At 66.0% G+C, this 14204-nt stretch carries 15 protein-coding genes; 3 read left to right on the forward strand and 12 right to left on the reverse strand.

Annotated elements, in window-relative coordinates; translation table 11 throughout:
• Positions 1-191 precede the first annotated feature (191 nt).
• From M1D40_RS07040 to M1D40_RS07050, 3 genes are read right to left on the reverse strand one after another with little or no spacing between them, the layout of a single operon-like run.
• On the reverse strand, positions 192-530 hold the full coding sequence (locus M1D40_RS07040) for a hypothetical protein (RefSeq protein WP_461170661.1): 339 nt from the start codon (positions 528-530) through the stop codon (positions 192-194).
• 54 nt (positions 531-584) lie between these two features.
• The gene (locus tag M1D40_RS07045; protein ID WP_461170662.1) at positions 585-1358 is read right to left on the reverse strand and encodes a GNAT family N-acetyltransferase; all 774 of its coding nucleotides are present in this window, start codon (positions 1356-1358) and stop codon (positions 585-587) included.
• 23 nt (positions 1359-1381) lie between these two features.
• Positions 1382-1762: a VOC family protein gene (locus tag M1D40_RS07050; RefSeq protein WP_461170663.1), complete on the reverse strand. Its 381-nt coding sequence runs from the start codon at positions 1760-1762 to the stop codon at positions 1382-1384.
• Between the two features lie 157 nt (positions 1763-1919).
• Here M1D40_RS07050 and M1D40_RS07055 point away from each other — a divergent pair, with 157 nt between their 5' ends.
• The gene (locus M1D40_RS07055) at positions 1920-2198 is read left to right on the forward strand and encodes a PLD nuclease N-terminal domain-containing protein (RefSeq protein WP_461170664.1); all 279 of its coding nucleotides are present in this window, start codon (positions 1920-1922) and stop codon (positions 2196-2198) included.
• Between the two features lie 48 nt (positions 2199-2246).
• Here the strand turns inward: M1D40_RS07055 and M1D40_RS07060 are convergent, their stop codons facing one another.
• The 5 genes from M1D40_RS07060 to M1D40_RS07080 all read right to left on the reverse strand — a co-directional run bounded on the left by M1D40_RS07060 (position 2247) and on the right by M1D40_RS07080 (position 7216).
• Positions 2247-2798: a DUF1700 domain-containing protein gene (locus M1D40_RS07060; RefSeq protein ID WP_461170665.1), complete on the reverse strand. Its 552-nt coding sequence runs from the start codon at positions 2796-2798 to the stop codon at positions 2247-2249.
• A complete protein-coding gene (locus M1D40_RS07065) occupies positions 2791-3102 on the reverse strand; it encodes a PadR family transcriptional regulator (protein WP_461170666.1) in 312 nt (103 codons plus the stop codon). The genes M1D40_RS07060 and M1D40_RS07065 overlap by 8 nt, the downstream gene beginning before the upstream one ends.
• Positions 3103-3585: 483 nt before the next feature.
• Positions 3586-5166 (reverse strand): peptide chain release factor 3, encoded by a 1581-nt coding sequence (locus tag M1D40_RS07070; protein WP_341393191.1) that lies wholly within the window; start codon positions 5164-5166, stop codon positions 3586-3588.
• A 149-nt stretch (positions 5167-5315) separates the two neighbouring features.
• Complete coding sequence (locus tag M1D40_RS07075) at positions 5316-6590, reverse strand: MFS transporter (protein WP_461170667.1); 1275 nt, start codon at positions 6588-6590, stop codon at positions 5316-5318.
• Positions 6587-7216 (reverse strand): helix-turn-helix domain-containing protein, encoded by a 630-nt coding sequence (locus M1D40_RS07080; RefSeq protein WP_461170668.1) that lies wholly within the window; start codon positions 7214-7216, stop codon positions 6587-6589. Before M1D40_RS07080 ends, M1D40_RS07075 begins: the two co-directional genes overlap by 4 nt.
• Positions 7217-7601: 385 nt before the next feature.
• Between M1D40_RS07080 and M1D40_RS07085 the strand changes: the two genes are divergently transcribed.
• Entirely contained in the window at positions 7602-8768 is a 1167-nt protein-coding gene (locus M1D40_RS07085) for an acetyl-CoA C-acetyltransferase (RefSeq protein ID WP_461170669.1), read from the forward strand.
• Here M1D40_RS07085 and M1D40_RS07090 read toward each other — a convergent pair.
• Positions 8734-9249 carry a DUF2809 domain-containing protein gene (locus M1D40_RS07090; RefSeq protein WP_461170670.1) on the reverse strand — a complete coding sequence of 172 codons (516 nt, stop codon included), beginning with the start codon at positions 9247-9249 and terminating at the stop codon, positions 8734-8736. The genes M1D40_RS07085 and M1D40_RS07090 overlap by 35 nt on opposite strands.
• Before the next feature lie 127 nt (positions 9250-9376).
• Here M1D40_RS07090 and M1D40_RS07095 point away from each other — a divergent pair, with 127 nt between their 5' ends.
• Positions 9377-10207, forward strand: coding sequence for an oxidoreductase (locus tag M1D40_RS07095; RefSeq protein WP_461170671.1), 831 nt, complete (start codon positions 9377-9379; stop codon positions 10205-10207).
• A 41-nt stretch (positions 10208-10248) separates the two neighbouring features.
• Here M1D40_RS07095 and M1D40_RS07100 read toward each other — a convergent pair whose 3' ends face one another.
• The 3 genes from M1D40_RS07100 to M1D40_RS07110 are packed head-to-tail and all read right to left on the reverse strand — an operon-like array spanning position 10249 to position 14150.
• On the reverse strand, positions 10249-10848 hold the full coding sequence (locus M1D40_RS07100) for a V-type ATP synthase subunit D (RefSeq protein ID WP_341392712.1): 600 nt from the start codon (positions 10846-10848) through the stop codon (positions 10249-10251).
• Between the two features lie 42 nt (positions 10849-10890).
• Positions 10891-12351 (reverse strand): V-type ATP synthase subunit B, encoded by a 1461-nt coding sequence (locus tag M1D40_RS07105; RefSeq protein ID WP_341392713.1) that lies wholly within the window; start codon positions 12349-12351, stop codon positions 10891-10893.
• Positions 12348-14150, reverse strand: coding sequence for a V-type ATP synthase subunit A (locus M1D40_RS07110; protein WP_461170672.1), 1803 nt, complete (start codon positions 14148-14150; stop codon positions 12348-12350). Before M1D40_RS07110 ends, M1D40_RS07105 begins: the two co-directional genes overlap by 4 nt.
• Between the last annotated feature and the right edge of the window lie 54 nt (positions 14151-14204).

Raw genomic sequence — 14204 nt, forward strand, 5'->3', positions numbered from 1 at the left:
AATACTTACTATGAATCCCGTCTGTCATTAGGGTTTCTTATGCTCGGTCCACTGCCGTGCCTGAGGAGCGTTACTGGTTGTGGTGATGTGCGGCTTTAGAGTTTCGGCGCTGCTGCCTCTGCCTCTGCTCTTGCCAGTCGGAGGCTGCGGGTGGTCCCCCGGTGACAGGTCCAAGGGACTCGCCGAAGTCGTCAGGACTGCCGGTCAGCGTTCTGCACAACAACGAGTTCAGCGGCACGTGTTGCCTTTTTGGCAGCAAACAGAACCATTGCGAAAACGGCCAGGGAGCCGCCAATAGCTATTCTGGAAGCGGTTTCATCCGACACATTCAGTGCCAGGATCAGAATTCCGCAGGCGGCAATGATCCCCGCAGCGGCATGGGTCGGCCATCGTGCTGCACGGTGTCCGGCAAGCCATGCTTCGGGTGAATGGGTCACATATCCGACCCGGATGCCCACGAAGGGATTCATGCCGAGCCTGCCCCGGGCTGTTGCTTCGGCTGCCCACGAGATCGCTATTCCTGCTGCCATTAAAAAGACTCCTATAAACCCCATGGCGTCAGCCTAACGGGTGGTTCGCGCGGTTTACTGCCAGAGGCTGCGCAGATGGGTGATCCCGAAGCCGCGGCTTCGAAGATTGGCGCTGCTTGCCGAGCCGGCGGCGGCGGTAACCACGGTGAGGTCGCTGACGGCCGCGGCGTCCCCCAGACGGCGGTGGATGAGGGCGGACTGGCAGCCCCGGCGTCGAAAAGCAGGCAGAGTTGCGGCACCGACAAAGAGGCTCAGGCCGCCGTGGACAAACAGGGCTGCGGCGGCTGCGGGCCGGCCGTCGACCGTGGCGAGGTAGCGGCGCAGCCCCGGTGTGCCGTGTTCCCGGGCAAAGACGTCACGGGCGGTGCCGGAGCTGGAAGCCATTCCATACCCCTGGAACAGGATGTCCAGGTAGTGGCTGTTGTCCCGGCCAACCTCATCTACCTGCACCCCCGGCGGCAGGGCCGGCACTCCTGTGCGGGGCCGGGCGTGGAGGGTGGCAGTGCCGGCCGCGGGTGACAGCCCCCTTGCCCCCAGTCGTGACCGCAGCTCTGCAGTGTCATCTCCAGCCCAAATCTCCAGGCGCGGACGCTGCCCGGTCTCGGAATAGAAAGCGGTGATGTCATCAAGCCGGTGGATATCGTCCAGACTCAGTCCGCGCGCCTTGTTGTACGGTGCGGCATCAGGCAATGCGGGCAGTCGCGTTGCGGCAACCCGCCCAAACCGGCGGAACGAGGTTCCGGGATAGACCGCTGCGGCGGCCTGATAGTCCAGCTCAGCCTTGGCGGTGAGAATCGACTCGGCGGCTGCTGCCAGGGAGCCCGTCATCTCTTTCCCCGCACCGGGCCGGGTCAGTCGGGACGGACGGCGGTCAGGCAGAACGGATGTCCGGCGGGATCGAGCAGGACACGCCACTGTTCCGGTGCCGGCTGGTGCTCAGCGGGCACCGCACCCAGAGCTGCGGCGGCCTCGGCTGCGGCTGAAAGGTCCTCCACGGCTACGTCCAGATGCATCTGCTGGTGCTGGTCGCCCTCGGGCCAGGACGGCGCAACATAGGTGTCAACGCGCATCAGGGTTAGCATCGGACCGCCTCCGGCCAGAGCGACGACTCCGCGGTCGGGTGTCGCAAACGCTTCTTTAAGTCCCAGAAGACGGGAATAGAAATCCGCCAGCAGGTCCGGATCCGGGCAGTCAAGGGAAATGGACGCAAGCTGTCCAACGCGTTCGGTCATAGCCCTAAACCTACAGCCTCACGCACTTACCCTCATTTCCGCTGTGGTCCAGAAGCACGCCTTTTCCGCCGAACCGCACAGTCATGAGGAGTACAGTGGGCGAAACTTATCGATGAATTGTCAAGAAAGCGCACCACCATTTACAGGAGCTGAAACAATGTTGTTGACCTATACCGGCGTCAGTATTTCCGCCGAATCCATCAATGTGGTCACGCAGGGGCTGAGGGGCTGGACGGTTACGATCTTCCTTGCACTGTATTTGGCACTGGTGATCGGTGCCCTGATCAGCATCTCGAAAAGCAGACACGCTACGCCGACGGTAAAAGCTATCTGGTTTCTGATCGTCGTTGTGGCTCCGTTTCTTGGCTCGCTCCTGTGGTTCACCCTCGGAAAGCCCAAAGCACCCCGCCGCTCAGAGAGCAGCGCAGACCACTGACCCCGGCTTGAACGATAGAGGCAGTGAAGCTCCCGCATCGGTGACCAGCTAAGCAGTGGCTCCGGCGGTCCCTGACGGTCCGCTGGCAATCCGCCAGACCCGTGAGCCCAGCAGAAAGCTGATCGCCGCAATCCCGCCGGGAACCATCAGCCAGCCCCAGCTGCTGGTCCATCCGATGCCCACCGCGTCCGGGGAGGAGAAGGCTTCAACGTCCACGAACAGGAACGTCGCGTGTGCCTGCGCCGGTGCGTTGTAGTCGACGGCTGCCAGCATTCCGAAGGTGAACAGCACAAACGAGGTCCAGTAAACGAACAGTGCCAGTCCTGCAATAACAGCGCCGATAGACCACAGGGGACGGTCAGGACTCTCTTCCGCATACTGGCGGGCCAGGATCCTCGGGGCTCCCAAATCGAAGAGCGCCGCTGTGGTGTCCCTGGGGTCGCTGGCGAGGTCCCGGCGTAGATCCCGGAGAGCGGCTTTGCGTTCCCGGCCGGGCAGCAGGCCCTCAAGATGCCAGTCCAGACGCGTGAGGTACCAGTCCGTGCGCAACCGGTCGCGAAGGGAACGGGTAGGCGATCCTGCATAACTGCTGTCAGTCATTGCGCTCCTTGTCGGTGGCGGCGCGGACGGCGGCCGACACGACGCGCCACTGCTCCTTCGCCGATGCTTGCGCGGCTTCGCCTGCCGGTGTGAGTGCGAAGTATTTCCGGGGCGGCCCATTGGTTGACGCAACCATTCTGGTCCTGACCAGGTTGTCCCGCTCCAACCGGCTGAGCAGCGGGTAGACCAGCCCCGTGGTCACCTCCAGCCCCAGTGCCGCTAGCCGTTCGGTGAGCTGGTAACCGTAGGATTCCTCCTCGCCGATCAGTGTGAGGGCCAGCAGTGGCAGGACTGCGCGGACCATCTGCGCATCCTGCTGAGCCTGTATTCGGGACATACTAGTAATAGATCACTAATAGTGCCCCGCCACAAGGGCGGTCGGCAGCACTATCTGCCGTCCGGCCTCCGGGGAAGCGGGCCGAGTCCTGGCCGGGGAAGCGGCCGGGGCGGTTGCGGCCAAAACACCGTCCCCAGCACCAGCATGAATCCGGCACCCATCATCATGAGGGCTCCAACCGTGAGGTTGGCGTCGAGAAGGGTCACGGGACAGCCTGCCGCGGAATCGTCGTCGGGGCAGGACCTCCAGGGCTGGAGGATCATCAGAACAGAAAACGCTAATCCGAAGCCCGCAAGCAGCCAGCCGGCAACACTCCAGGTCTTGTGTTTCCGCAGGCGATTCATATCGGTGATCACAGCATGAACGGCGGCACCAGGACGCTGAACACGCCCAGGAGTCGTCAGGTTTCCCTGTTCTTCTCCGGAGCCGCGGGGCGAACCCCGCTAAGGCTTAGTATCCGCGGCTGTTCGGAGACTCCGTGCCGATAACCGTCAGCGATACCTCGGGATGGTTTTTCTCCACCCGCTTGAGTGCCCAGACATCGTTGAACAGGGCAAGGTAGGCCCCGTCGGTGCGCTGAAGTACTTCGGCGCCGTGCACGTTGGCCAGGACCTCGGCGGCATCCGGAGTGGTGAGCCGGGCCAGTGAGTAGGACAGCTGCTCGTAGCGCATCGGCGCGTTGAAGTCCTGCGTCATGCGGTCCTCGACCACTTCGAACTGCATGGGCCCGACGGCGGCCAGCACCGGAGCCTGGTCACCGCGCCGGTCCGAGCGCAGCACCTGGATGATGCCTTCGTGCTCAAGCTGGTCGATGCCGCGGCGGAACTGCTTGTAGCGGCTGGGGTCCTTGGAGCGGGCCACGCGGAAGTGTTCCGGGCTGAAGAACGGAATCGGGGGGAACTCCACCGGCGCCTCCACGTACAGGCTGTCGCCCACGCGGAGCGCGGAAGCGTTCACCAGCCCGACGACGTCGCCGGGCCAAGCCTGGTCGATGACCTCGCGTTCGCGGCCGAAGAGGTGCTGGGCGTACTTGGTGGCAAAGGTCTTGCCGGTATTGGAGTGCGTGACAACCATGCCGCGTTCGAACACGCCGGAGCAGACCCGGATGAAGGCGACGTGGTCTCGGTGCGCCTTGTTCATGCCGGCCTGCACCTTGAAGACGAAACCGGAGAACGGTGCATCCACGGGACGCAGCTCGCCTTCCTTGTCCTCGCGCGGTCCGGCCGACGGCGCCAGGTCCACCAGGGCGTCCAGGATCTGCTTCACGCCGAAGTTCAGTGCGGCGGAGGAGAACAGGATGGGGGTGGCCTTGGCGTTGAGGAAGGCATCGCGGTCAAACTCGCGGCCGTCGATGACCAGCTCGGCTTCGCCCAGGGAGTCCTCCCAGACGTCACCTTCGGCAGCGAGGGCTTCCTCGGGGGTGAAGTGGTCCTCCTTGGCCAGGGAAGCGCCGGAGTTCTGCCGTTCGAACTTTACGTATTCGTCCTTCTTCAGGTCCCAGACGCCGCGGAAGTCTCCGGCGATGCCCACGGCCCAGGTCAGCGGCATGGGGGTGAGACCTGTGCGCTCAGTGATTTCGTCCATCAGCGCCAGGGGATCCAGCCCGGGGCGGTCCCACTTGTTGATCACGGTGATGATGGGGAGGTTGCGGGCGCGGCACACCTCGAACAGCTTCATGGTCTGTGTTTCCAGGCCCTTGGCCGCGTCCACGAGCATGACCGCGCAGTCGACGGCGGCAAGGACGCGGTAGGTGTCCTCCGAGAAGTCGGCGTGGCCCGGAGTGTCGAGCAGGTTGATGACCGTGTCCCGGTACGCAAACTGCAGTGCCGTGGAGCTGATGGAGATGCCGCGGTCCTTTTCCATCTGCATCCAGTCGGAAACCGTCTCGCGGCGGTTTTCCTTGCCGTTGGTGGCGCCTGCCGTACCGATGACGCGGGCGTGCAGGGCCAGGGCCTCGGTCAGTGTGGACTTACCGGCGTCGGGGTGCGAGATCACCGCAAAGGTGCGGCGGCGGGAGGACTCGCGGGCAATTGCCGCAGTCGCTTTGCCGGCCGGACTGGTGGTGGCGCTGACGGTGGGCTGAACCTGTAAGGACACTCCGCTGCTTTCACGTGTGGTGGGATGCGGCCGCAGGGCTGGGCACTCGCGGCTGTGCTGCCAGCAATGACAGCCTTTCCATTCTAGCCGTTCGGCGCAGGCTCTTTGGACGGTGCAGCCATGTTCCGGGGCGTTCCGGCGGTACCCCGCCTGCTCCTCACCGCCAGGGGCAGCACTGCCAGCACGCAGAGTGCGCCCATGGCGAAAATCATGGCGCGGTAGTCGACTAGGCCGATCAGGGCAGCCGCAATCATCGACGCACCAACCTGCGGCACATTCATGATCACCTGGGTGGCGGCTGACGTGCGTCCCTGCATCCCGGGCGGTGTTTCCGTCTGCCGGAGAGTGATGAAGGCGATCGCCACCCATGAGACGCTGACACCGGTCAGCGCTGCGCCTCCCACAATCAGGGCCAGGGAGGAGAGGGCGGTGGTCAGCAATCCGGCGGCCAGTAGGAGAACGCCTGCAGCGATGGTGACGGGGATGCCGAACCGTCGGATGACCATGCTTGCGGTGATCCCGCCGGCCACAGCCATGACTCCCTGGAATCCCAGCAGCACACTCACGAACTCCGGCGGGCGTCCGAGCCCCTGCTCCACCGTGGCGAAGATGGTGACGTTCAGGATGCCGGTGGCTCCGATGGCGATTCCCAGGGTCAGCAACGCCCGGCGCAGCAGGGGGTGCGTGGCCAGAAAGCGGAATCCCGCCGTCGTGCTCTGCCAGAAGGACTCTTCCGGGTCCATCTCGTGCATGCTTTCCTTCAGCTTTAGTGTGGCGAGTACGGCTGCAGCAGTGAGGAAGCAGGCAACCGTCAGCAGCACGACCGAGTCCATGCCCCACAGCGCGAGCATCCCGGCTCCCAGCAGCGGCGACGCGATGCGCAGGCCCTGGTCGATGCTGCTGAGGATGCCGTTGGCGGGTGCCAGGAGCCGGTCGGGCAGCAGATCACGCAGCAGTCCCGACTGCGCTGCTGCCGTGATGTAAGCGGTATTCGCGTAAACGACGATCACCGCGTAAACGATCCACAGCCCCTGGACATCGCGCACCAGCAGCAGCGCCAGCACCACCACTGCGGCGCAGATGTTGTTGATGATGACCAGGGGCCGGCGCCGGTACCGGTCCGCCAGACGGCCCGTGAAAGGTGCCAGCAGGGCAGGCAGTCCGAGTGCGGCAAACACCATGCCGGCGGCGGCATCGCTGCCGGTCAGCTGCTTGACCCAGATGGCGGCCGTAAGGAACAGGACGGAGTCACCAAAATTGGAGAAGACCCAGCCCAAGGCCAGCCGGCGGAAGGCCGGCACCTTTAGTACGTCGCGGTTGGTGCCGACGTCGTTGGTCCCGTCCCTGCCGGCGCTCATGGCCGCTGCTCCGGTTCAACATTGACGACGGCGAAGAGCCGGGCCGCGACAGCTCCCTGGGGGCGCCGCTCGGGGTTTTCCCGGCGTCCGTCAAAGCGTTCCGTGAGTTTCCAGAGCTCCTCCCGGAACTCCATGATCTCCTCGTGCGTGGCGTAGAAACCGACGCCGAGGACGGTGGAGACATTGACATCCTCCGGCGGAAGTTCCGGTGCCCGCCGGAGCCAGGACTGGATCCGCTGCAGTTGCCGATCCGCCTCGAGGGAAGCAGTAGCGGCGACGGCGTGCACAGAGCCTGCCAGATCGGGATCAATGCCCTGCGAGCGGTTGCGGGACACGACCTTCCACGGTTTCTCCCGTCCCGGCTGCCTGACCTGCTCGATATAGCCGTGCTTGGCGAGCGTGCGCAAGTGGTAGGAGCAGCTGGCCACTGATGCACCGATGGCTGCGGCGCATTCAGTGGCGGTGGCACTCCCGGCGTCGTCGAGATAGTCCAGCAGCTCCAGCCGGACGGGATGGGCGAGTGCCCGGATCCGGACCGGATCGGTGACCGCTTGTTCGCCCGGATAGCCGGGGGAGGCACGGTATTCCCTGCGGGCGGCGGCTGCTGCGTCCTGTTCGGAGTCCATGCCGGGAAGCGTAGGCAGTAAAGAGATGTTTAGCAAGAGTCCTTTATAAAGAAAGCTTGTTAGACCGCTGCACCCTCGCGTGCAGCGTCATCGTGATGCTGCGGCACCTGATCCAGGAGACGCGACACGTTGCGCGTGGTGTGGCGACGTCGTCGGTAAGGCTGCACAGGTGTGTGTCGCACCGGTTCATAAACTGCCGGCATTCAGGGGCGTGTTCCCTGCTCACGACGGGCGTCAGGGGCGGGCCGCCACGCGGTGCGGCGCCTCATACCGGTGGTCTGGTGCCGTCGTCGTCCTCATCGCCTAGTGTGGTTTCCGACACCATCGGCCCGGGCGCCCGCACGGGTTCCGGCTCCCGCCTTCCATTGACGAAAGGCCTTTTCCCATGGCTGAAGCATTCATTATTGACGCGGTACGCACGCCGGTTGGCCGGCGCAAGGGCGGACTCAGCAGCATCCATCCGGCCGACATGGCAGCACACGTTATTGCTGAAACGGTGCGCCGCACCGGCATCGACTCCGCTGAGTTCGACGAGGTCATTCTCGGTGCCATTGACCAGGTGGGACCGCAGGCCATGGATATTGCCCGCACTGCGTGGCTGGCTGCCGGTCTGTCCGAGCGCGTGCCGGGAACCACTGTGGAACGCCAGTGCGGGTCCGGGCAGCAGGCCGTGTCCTATGCAGCGCAGGCCGTCATGAGCGGAACCAGCGACCTGGTGCTGGCCGGCGGAGTGCAGAGCATGTCCTCCATCCCGATCGGATACGCGAATACTGCGGCAGCGGAGCTGGGCTTCCCTGACCCCTTCACCGGATCAACGGGATGGGCCGAGCGGTATGGGGACCAGTTGGTCTCGCAGTTCATCGGCGCCGAAATGATGGTCGACAAGTGGGGCCTGACCCGCAGCGAGATGGAGGACTTCGCCGTCGAATCCCATGTGCGTGCCCTCGCCGCCCAGGCTGAGGGAAGGTTTGACCGGGAGATTCTGCCGTTCAACGGCATCAGCGCCGATGAGGGGCCGCGGGAGCCCAACCGCGCCAAGATCGAGTCCCTGGCACCCCTGTCCGAGGGCGGCCGCCTGACAGCTGCGACGTCGTCGCAGATTTCCGATGCCGCCGCAGTGCTGCTGCTCGCCTCTGAGGATGCCGTGCGGCGCTACGGACTGAAGCCGCGGGCGCGCATCCATTCGATTTCGGCCCGCGGGGACGATCCCATCATGATGCTCAGCGCTCCCATCGAGGCCACACGCCATGCGCTGGGGCGCACGGGCATGAGCCTGGATGAGATTGACCTGCTCGAAATCAATGAGGCCTTCGCCTCGGTGGTGCTGGCCTGGCAGCGGGAACTCGACGTCGACATGGACAAGGTGAACGTCAACGGCGGCGGCATTTCGCTGGGCCACCCCATTGGTGCCACCGGCGCTCGCATCATGACCACTCTGCTGCACGAACTGGAGCGCACCGGCGGCCGCTACGGCTTGCAGACCATGTGCGAGGGCGGCGGGCAGGCGAACGTCACGATCATCGAGCGGCTCGACGAGGGATTCCGGCTCTAGTCGCTGCGCCCGGAGAGCGACGCAGCAGCCGGTCCGCCAGACCTGCCGCTGCGGCGCCTCCGGCGTAAGCGGGAAAGTCCCACGGATTGAACGTAGTGCCGAACACCAGGCGAAGAGGTGGCCATTGTCCGGCCCACTGGGCTGGCCACGGGGTGAGCTGAAACAGTTCGATCGCTGAACAAAGTGCGACGGCGGCAGCGGCCACCGCGGTGCAGCGGGTCCGGGGCGCCGCAAAAGCCAGCAGCAGATACAGGAGCACCGCGTACAGGACGCCTCCTGCCGCGTCTCCGGCCATGCCCGCCAGTCCGGTCCGGGCCCACAACCCCCCAGCTATTGCGGCTACCGCAGCGGAGGCGAGCCCGGTACGGCGCAGCAGGACGGGGTGCCCCCGGACGGGGTGCTGCACCGAAGGTTTTAGCCGGTGTCGCGGTGCTCGGGGAGGGCGGGGAGCGCGGGACTGGGACAGCTGGGGCGGCGGCATGCCCGCAGGTTATCCCACCGGCGCCATTCTGTGCGCTTCCGTCTCACCTGTGGCTGTAGGGTGTCCCGGTAAAGGCATGGCAACCAGTTGTTCAGCCGGTACCTCCCGGCACGGAAAGGCAGAGATCATGACTACCTGGCTCATCACCGGATGCTCGACAGGACTCGGACGCGCCCTGGCGGAAGCCGTCCTGGCACGCGGGGACAACGCGGTTGTGACCGCCCGCGATCCGTCCACGGTCCAGGACCTCGCGGAGCACTATCCGGAGACGGCACTGCCCCTCGCCCTTGATGTCACCGATGCCGGCCAGATCCAGTCGGCGGTCGCCGGAGGGACGGAGAGATTCGGCGGGATTGACGTTGTGGTGAACAACGCCGGCTACGGATACCGGGCGGCCGTCGAGGAGGGCGACGACGCCGATGTGCGCACTCTGTTTGACACTCACTTTTTCGGGTCCGTGGACCTGGTCAAGGCAGTCCTTCCGCAGATGAGGGCGCGCCGGTCGGGCACCATCGTGAACCTGTCCTCCATCGGGGCAACAATGACCCCGGCCGGTTCCGGTTATTACGCAGCAGTGAAGTCTGCGGTTGAAGGTCTCACCGGGTCGCTGCGCAAGGAACTCGAGCCCCTCGGCATCACCGCGATGGTTGTGGAGCCGGGCGGGTTCAGGACCGACTTCTCCGGGCGCTCCCTCCGCCAGTCGGCGGCAGCCATCCCGGATTATGCCGACACTGCCGGAAAACGCCGCAAGGAAAACGACACGACCCACGGCACCCAGCCCGGCGACCCGGCCAAAGCCGCCGCAGCCATCATTGCTGCGGTGGAAGCAGCCGATACTCCGGAAATGCTCGTCCTCGGTGCCGACGCCACCGCCACTTATGCCAACGTCCTGCAGGAACGGCTCGCTTCTTTGGAGAAATGGCGTGCCGTGAGCGAGAACACCGGCATCGACGCGTAGCCCCGGTTTCGCTGAGCGCCGGGTTCAGATGTACCACCGGCTTAGATGAGACCGGCCGACCAGCGCAGCCGCAGGCTTTCCTCCAGTTCCTGCTCGGCGACCTTCCGCTCAATCCCGTCCAGCTGCTCCTGAAGCAGCGGAATCCACCTGTTCTCCACTGCGCGCTGCCGGGTGCGGGTTGCCTCGAGCTCCTTTGAGACCAGCAACAGTGCCCGCGCGGCGCTCGCCGCTGCGACTGCGGCTTCGAGTGCCCTCCGGTGCGTGGCTGCCGTATAGGCGAGCGCCGAGCTTCCTCCTGCCGGAGAAGCCGCAGGCAGTACGCACTGCGATCCTTCGGGGTAGGAGATACCCATTGCTCCGCCCCACTGCACCTGCACGACGGCGGCTTCCACGGGTGCCGCTGCGCTGATCCGGTCTTCCCCGTCCAAGCCGGCACTGCGCTGCAGCCACACTGCAGCCGCCTCTGCCTGCTCCTCCCATGCTCGGCGTGCGGTGTCGGCCCTCTCCTGCAGCCCCTCGATGGCACGCTGCAGAATGCGCTGCTTGCGGTCCAGCAGTTCGGCACCGCGCGTAGCGGTTTCCAGCCGGCGCTCGACATCGGCCCGATCAGCACGGTTCCCGCCACTCCTGAACCCGCTCACAGCCGCGCCCCGTTCATCAAGGCGACCCGCTCCTGAATCCGCTCACAGCCGCGCCCCGCCGATCGGACCGGGAAGATACTTGTCCAGGAACTTCGCGGAGAGCATGGTCAGCTCCCTCCGCGGCAGCAGCGACAGGGCCTGCCAGGCGAGATCCATGGTTTTGTCAAAGGTCCGCAGCTCATCACGTCCCTGGTTCAGCAGGTCCCGTTCCACCACGGACCGGAATTCGATGTAGGCGTTGTCTGTCTCGCTCAGCGCTGCCGCCCCCACCAGTTCGGCCAGTTCCGCTGCTGAGCGTGCCCGGGCCATCGCGGAGAGAATCTGTGCCGCTACATCCAAATGGTCTTCCCTGGTGCGGCCCTTCCCGGCTCCGCTGCGCATCAGGCGGGACAGCGAGGAGAGGACGTCCACCGGGGGATAGATGCCCCGCGCGTCGACGTCCGCATCCAGCACCACCTGTCCCTCGGTAATGTAACCGGTCAGGTCCGGCACAGGATGGGTGATGTCCCCGGCCGGCATGGTCAGCACGGGCACGATCGTCACCGAGCCCTCCCGGTCCCGGACCCGTCCGCACCGTTCATAGAGTCCGGCCAGATCACTGTAGAGATAGCCGGGGTAGCCGCGGCGGGCCGGAATCTCCCGCCGGGCCGCGGACACTTCGCGCACTGCCTCCGCGTAGCTGGTCATGTCCGACATCACCACCAGGACATCCGATCCCTCGTCATAGGCCAGGGACTCGGCGACGGTGAGGGCAATCCGCGGCGTGAGGATGCGTTCGATCACCGGATCATCAGCGGCGTTGAGCAGCAGCACCAGCTCACCCGCGGCGGAGCGCTCCTCCAGCCGGTCGCGGATATAGGCAATGTCAGCGTGGGTCATCCCCATGGCCGCAAAAACAACCCGGAACGCCCGGCCCGACGACGTCGTGGCCTGGGCGGCGATCTGCGTGGCCAGGGTCAGATGCGGCAGGCCCGGAACGGAGAAGATCGGAAGTTTCTGTCCGCGCACCAGCGTGGTCAGGGCGTCGACGGCGGAGATCCCGGTGATCACCGGATCCTGCGGGGGTTCGCGGTAGACCGGATTCAGCGGCCAGCCGCCCACCGGCGCTGTCTTCCCCGCCGTGACGGGAGGACCGCCGTCGAGCGGTTCACCGCGTCCGTTGCAAACCCTTCCAAGCCAGCCAAGTCCGGTAGGCACCGCCAGCGGACGTCCCTGGAACCGGACCTCGATCCCGCCCAGCGACATTCCTCCGGTGCCCTCGAGGACCTGCAGCGTGACTTCGTCTCCGTCCACCTCCAGGACCAGCCCGTGCCGGTCCCGCTGTCCGGCCACGCCCACGGTGGCGAACTCGTCCCAGCCCACTCCCTCCGCGTCGCCGAGAACCAGCAGGGGACCGCGCAGTTCGCGTACTCCGCTGTAGCCGACCCGGGGTACGGAGCCGGCCCGCTGGCCCGTGTCCGCCGCGGGATCCGTGCCGGCGCTGTGGTTGTCGCCGCTGTTCACGCGGACCGCCTTTCCGTTTGCGAGCCGGTGTCGTCGGGCGCCGCGCCGAGCTGCTGCAGCCGGCGCAGGAAGTCCCGTCCGCGGACAAGGACGCCTTCAGCGTCGGTGGGACCCGTGTCCTCCCGCAGCCGCAGCACCGGGGTGAAGTCGAAGCGTTCGACGTCGGCTGGCGGCACACCGCGTTCCACCAGCGCCTGGCACGCATCCACGACCTCCAGGACCGTCTGCAGCAGGGCTGCGCCCTTCTCCCCGGAGCTGTAGCCGTCGTTGGGGCTGAGCGCGTTCTGCAGCAGGACGCCGTCGCGCACCAGGCGTCCGCCCAGCAGCACCATCTGCTCATGCCCGGGAAGGGAAGCGGTCCCGATAATTTCTGCCAGGGCGGTCAGGCGGTCCGCTTCGGACAGCAGCAGGGAGGCCGAAGCGCGGCGCTGGGCCCACAACGGATCTCCGTGGGCAGAATGCCACCGGCCGAGGGCCTCGGCGTCCCGGGAAAAGGAACCGCGCCAGCTGACGGCCGGATAGTGGCGGGAGTAGGCCAGATCGCGGTCAAGGACCCAGAGGGATCGCACAAAGCGCTGGGTGTCGGTAGTGACCGGTTCGCTCATATCGCCCCCGGGGGGAGAGACCGCGCCAATCACGGTGACCGACGCCGTCGCACCGCCGAGGGTGCGCACCCGCGCCGCACGTTCGTAGAAGGCAGCGAGCTCGCTGGCCAGGGAGGCCGGGTAGCCCTCCTCGGCCGGAAGATCTCCGTTGCGGTTGGCGAACTCGCGCAGCGCTTCGGCCCACCGGGAGGTCGAGTCGGCAATGACGACGGCGTCATAGCCCATGTCCCGGAAGAACTCCGCAACGGTGACACCGGTGGCGATGGACGCTTCCCGGGCCATCATCGGCATGTTGGAAGTATTCGCAATGATCACCGTCCGGTCGATCAGCTTGCCGCCGGTCCGGGGATCATCCAGCCCGGATAAGCCGTCCAGCACGTCCGCCATCTCGTTGCCGCGCTCGCCGCAGCCCACATAGACAATGACGTCGGCGTCGGACCACTTGGCAATCTGCTGGAGCGTCAGGGTCTTGCCGGTGCCGAACCCGCCCGGAACAGCCGCTGCAGAACCGCGTGGGAGCGGGAAGAGCAGATCCAGGACTCGCTGTCCGGTGTTGAGCGGAATCGTGTCGGTCAGGCGCTCGCCGAAGGGCCGGGGCCGGTGGACCGGCCACTGCTGCGCCAGCGGAACGTCCTTCCCGCCCACCCGTGCCACCGGATCCAGCGGATGCACGGGACCGTTTGCCAGCCACTGGACCTCGCCGTCAATGTCCGGCGGCACCATCACCCGGAACTCGACAGTTCCTGCTTCCGGAACAGTGCCGAGGACCTGGCCCGCCTGCACGGTGTCGCCCACGGAGACCGACGGCGTAAACCCCCACGCCGTGTTCAGGACGGACGGGTCCTCGGTGGAGGACATCCGGTCCTGTGCCAGCCACAGGGGAGCGGAGGAGAGCGGGCGGAGCAGTCCGTCAAACACGGCCCCCAGCAGTCCCGGACCCAGCAGTCCCGACAGCTGGTGCCCGGTGCGTTCCACTGCATCGCCGGCCTTTAGCCCGCCGGTGTACTCATAGGCCTGCAGAGTGGCGTCCGCACCGTTGACGGCCACCGCCTGCGCGGAAATCCGGTCCGGCCCCACTGCCACGACCTCCAGCATGGACAGCCCGGGCAATCCGGTGATTTCGACCAGGGGGCCGCTGACGCGGGTGATGGTGCCGGTTTCCCCGCCGGAGATGCCGTTGCCGTCCGTGCTCACGGTGCCGCCGGAGCTGGCGGTGCTGCCTGCCGATCCGCCTGCCGATCCGCGTTG

The sequence above is a fragment of the Arthrobacter sp. Z1-15 genome (assembly GCF_054792395.1).

Bases quoted from the DNA above. Each gene is read 5' to 3' on its own strand.
- M1D40_RS07040 (WP_461170661.1), bottom strand. From the start codon at position 530: ATGGCAGCAGGAATAGCGATCTCGTGGGCAGCCGAAGCAACAGCCCGG.
- M1D40_RS07045 (WP_461170662.1), bottom strand. From the start codon at position 1,358: ATGACGGGCTCCCTGGCAGCAGCCGCCGAGTCGATTCTCACCGCCAAG.
- M1D40_RS07050 (WP_461170663.1), bottom strand. From the start codon at position 1,762: ATGACCGAACGCGTTGGACAGCTTGCGTCCATTTCCCTTGACTGCCCG.
- M1D40_RS07055 (WP_461170664.1), top strand. From the start codon at position 1,920: ATGTTGTTGACCTATACCGGCGTCAGTATTTCCGCCGAATCCATCAAT.
- M1D40_RS07060 (WP_461170665.1), bottom strand. From the start codon at position 2,798: ATGACTGACAGCAGTTATGCAGGATCGCCTACCCGTTCCCTTCGCGAC.
- M1D40_RS07065 (WP_461170666.1), bottom strand. From the start codon at position 3,102: ATGGTCCGCGCAGTCCTGCCACTGCTGGCCCTCACACTGATCGGCGAG.
- M1D40_RS07075 (WP_461170667.1), bottom strand. From the start codon at position 6,590: ATGAGCGCCGGCAGGGACGGGACCAACGACGTCGGCACCAACCGCGAC.
- M1D40_RS07080 (WP_461170668.1), bottom strand. From the start codon at position 7,216: ATGGACTCCGAACAGGACGCAGCAGCCGCCGCCCGCAGGGAATACCGT.
- M1D40_RS07085 (WP_461170669.1), top strand. From the start codon at position 7,602: ATGGCTGAAGCATTCATTATTGACGCGGTACGCACGCCGGTTGGCCGG.
- M1D40_RS07090 (WP_461170670.1), bottom strand. From the start codon at position 9,249: ATGCCGCCGCCCCAGCTGTCCCAGTCCCGCGCTCCCCGCCCTCCCCGA.
- M1D40_RS07095 (WP_461170671.1), top strand. From the start codon at position 9,377: ATGACTACCTGGCTCATCACCGGATGCTCGACAGGACTCGGACGCGCC.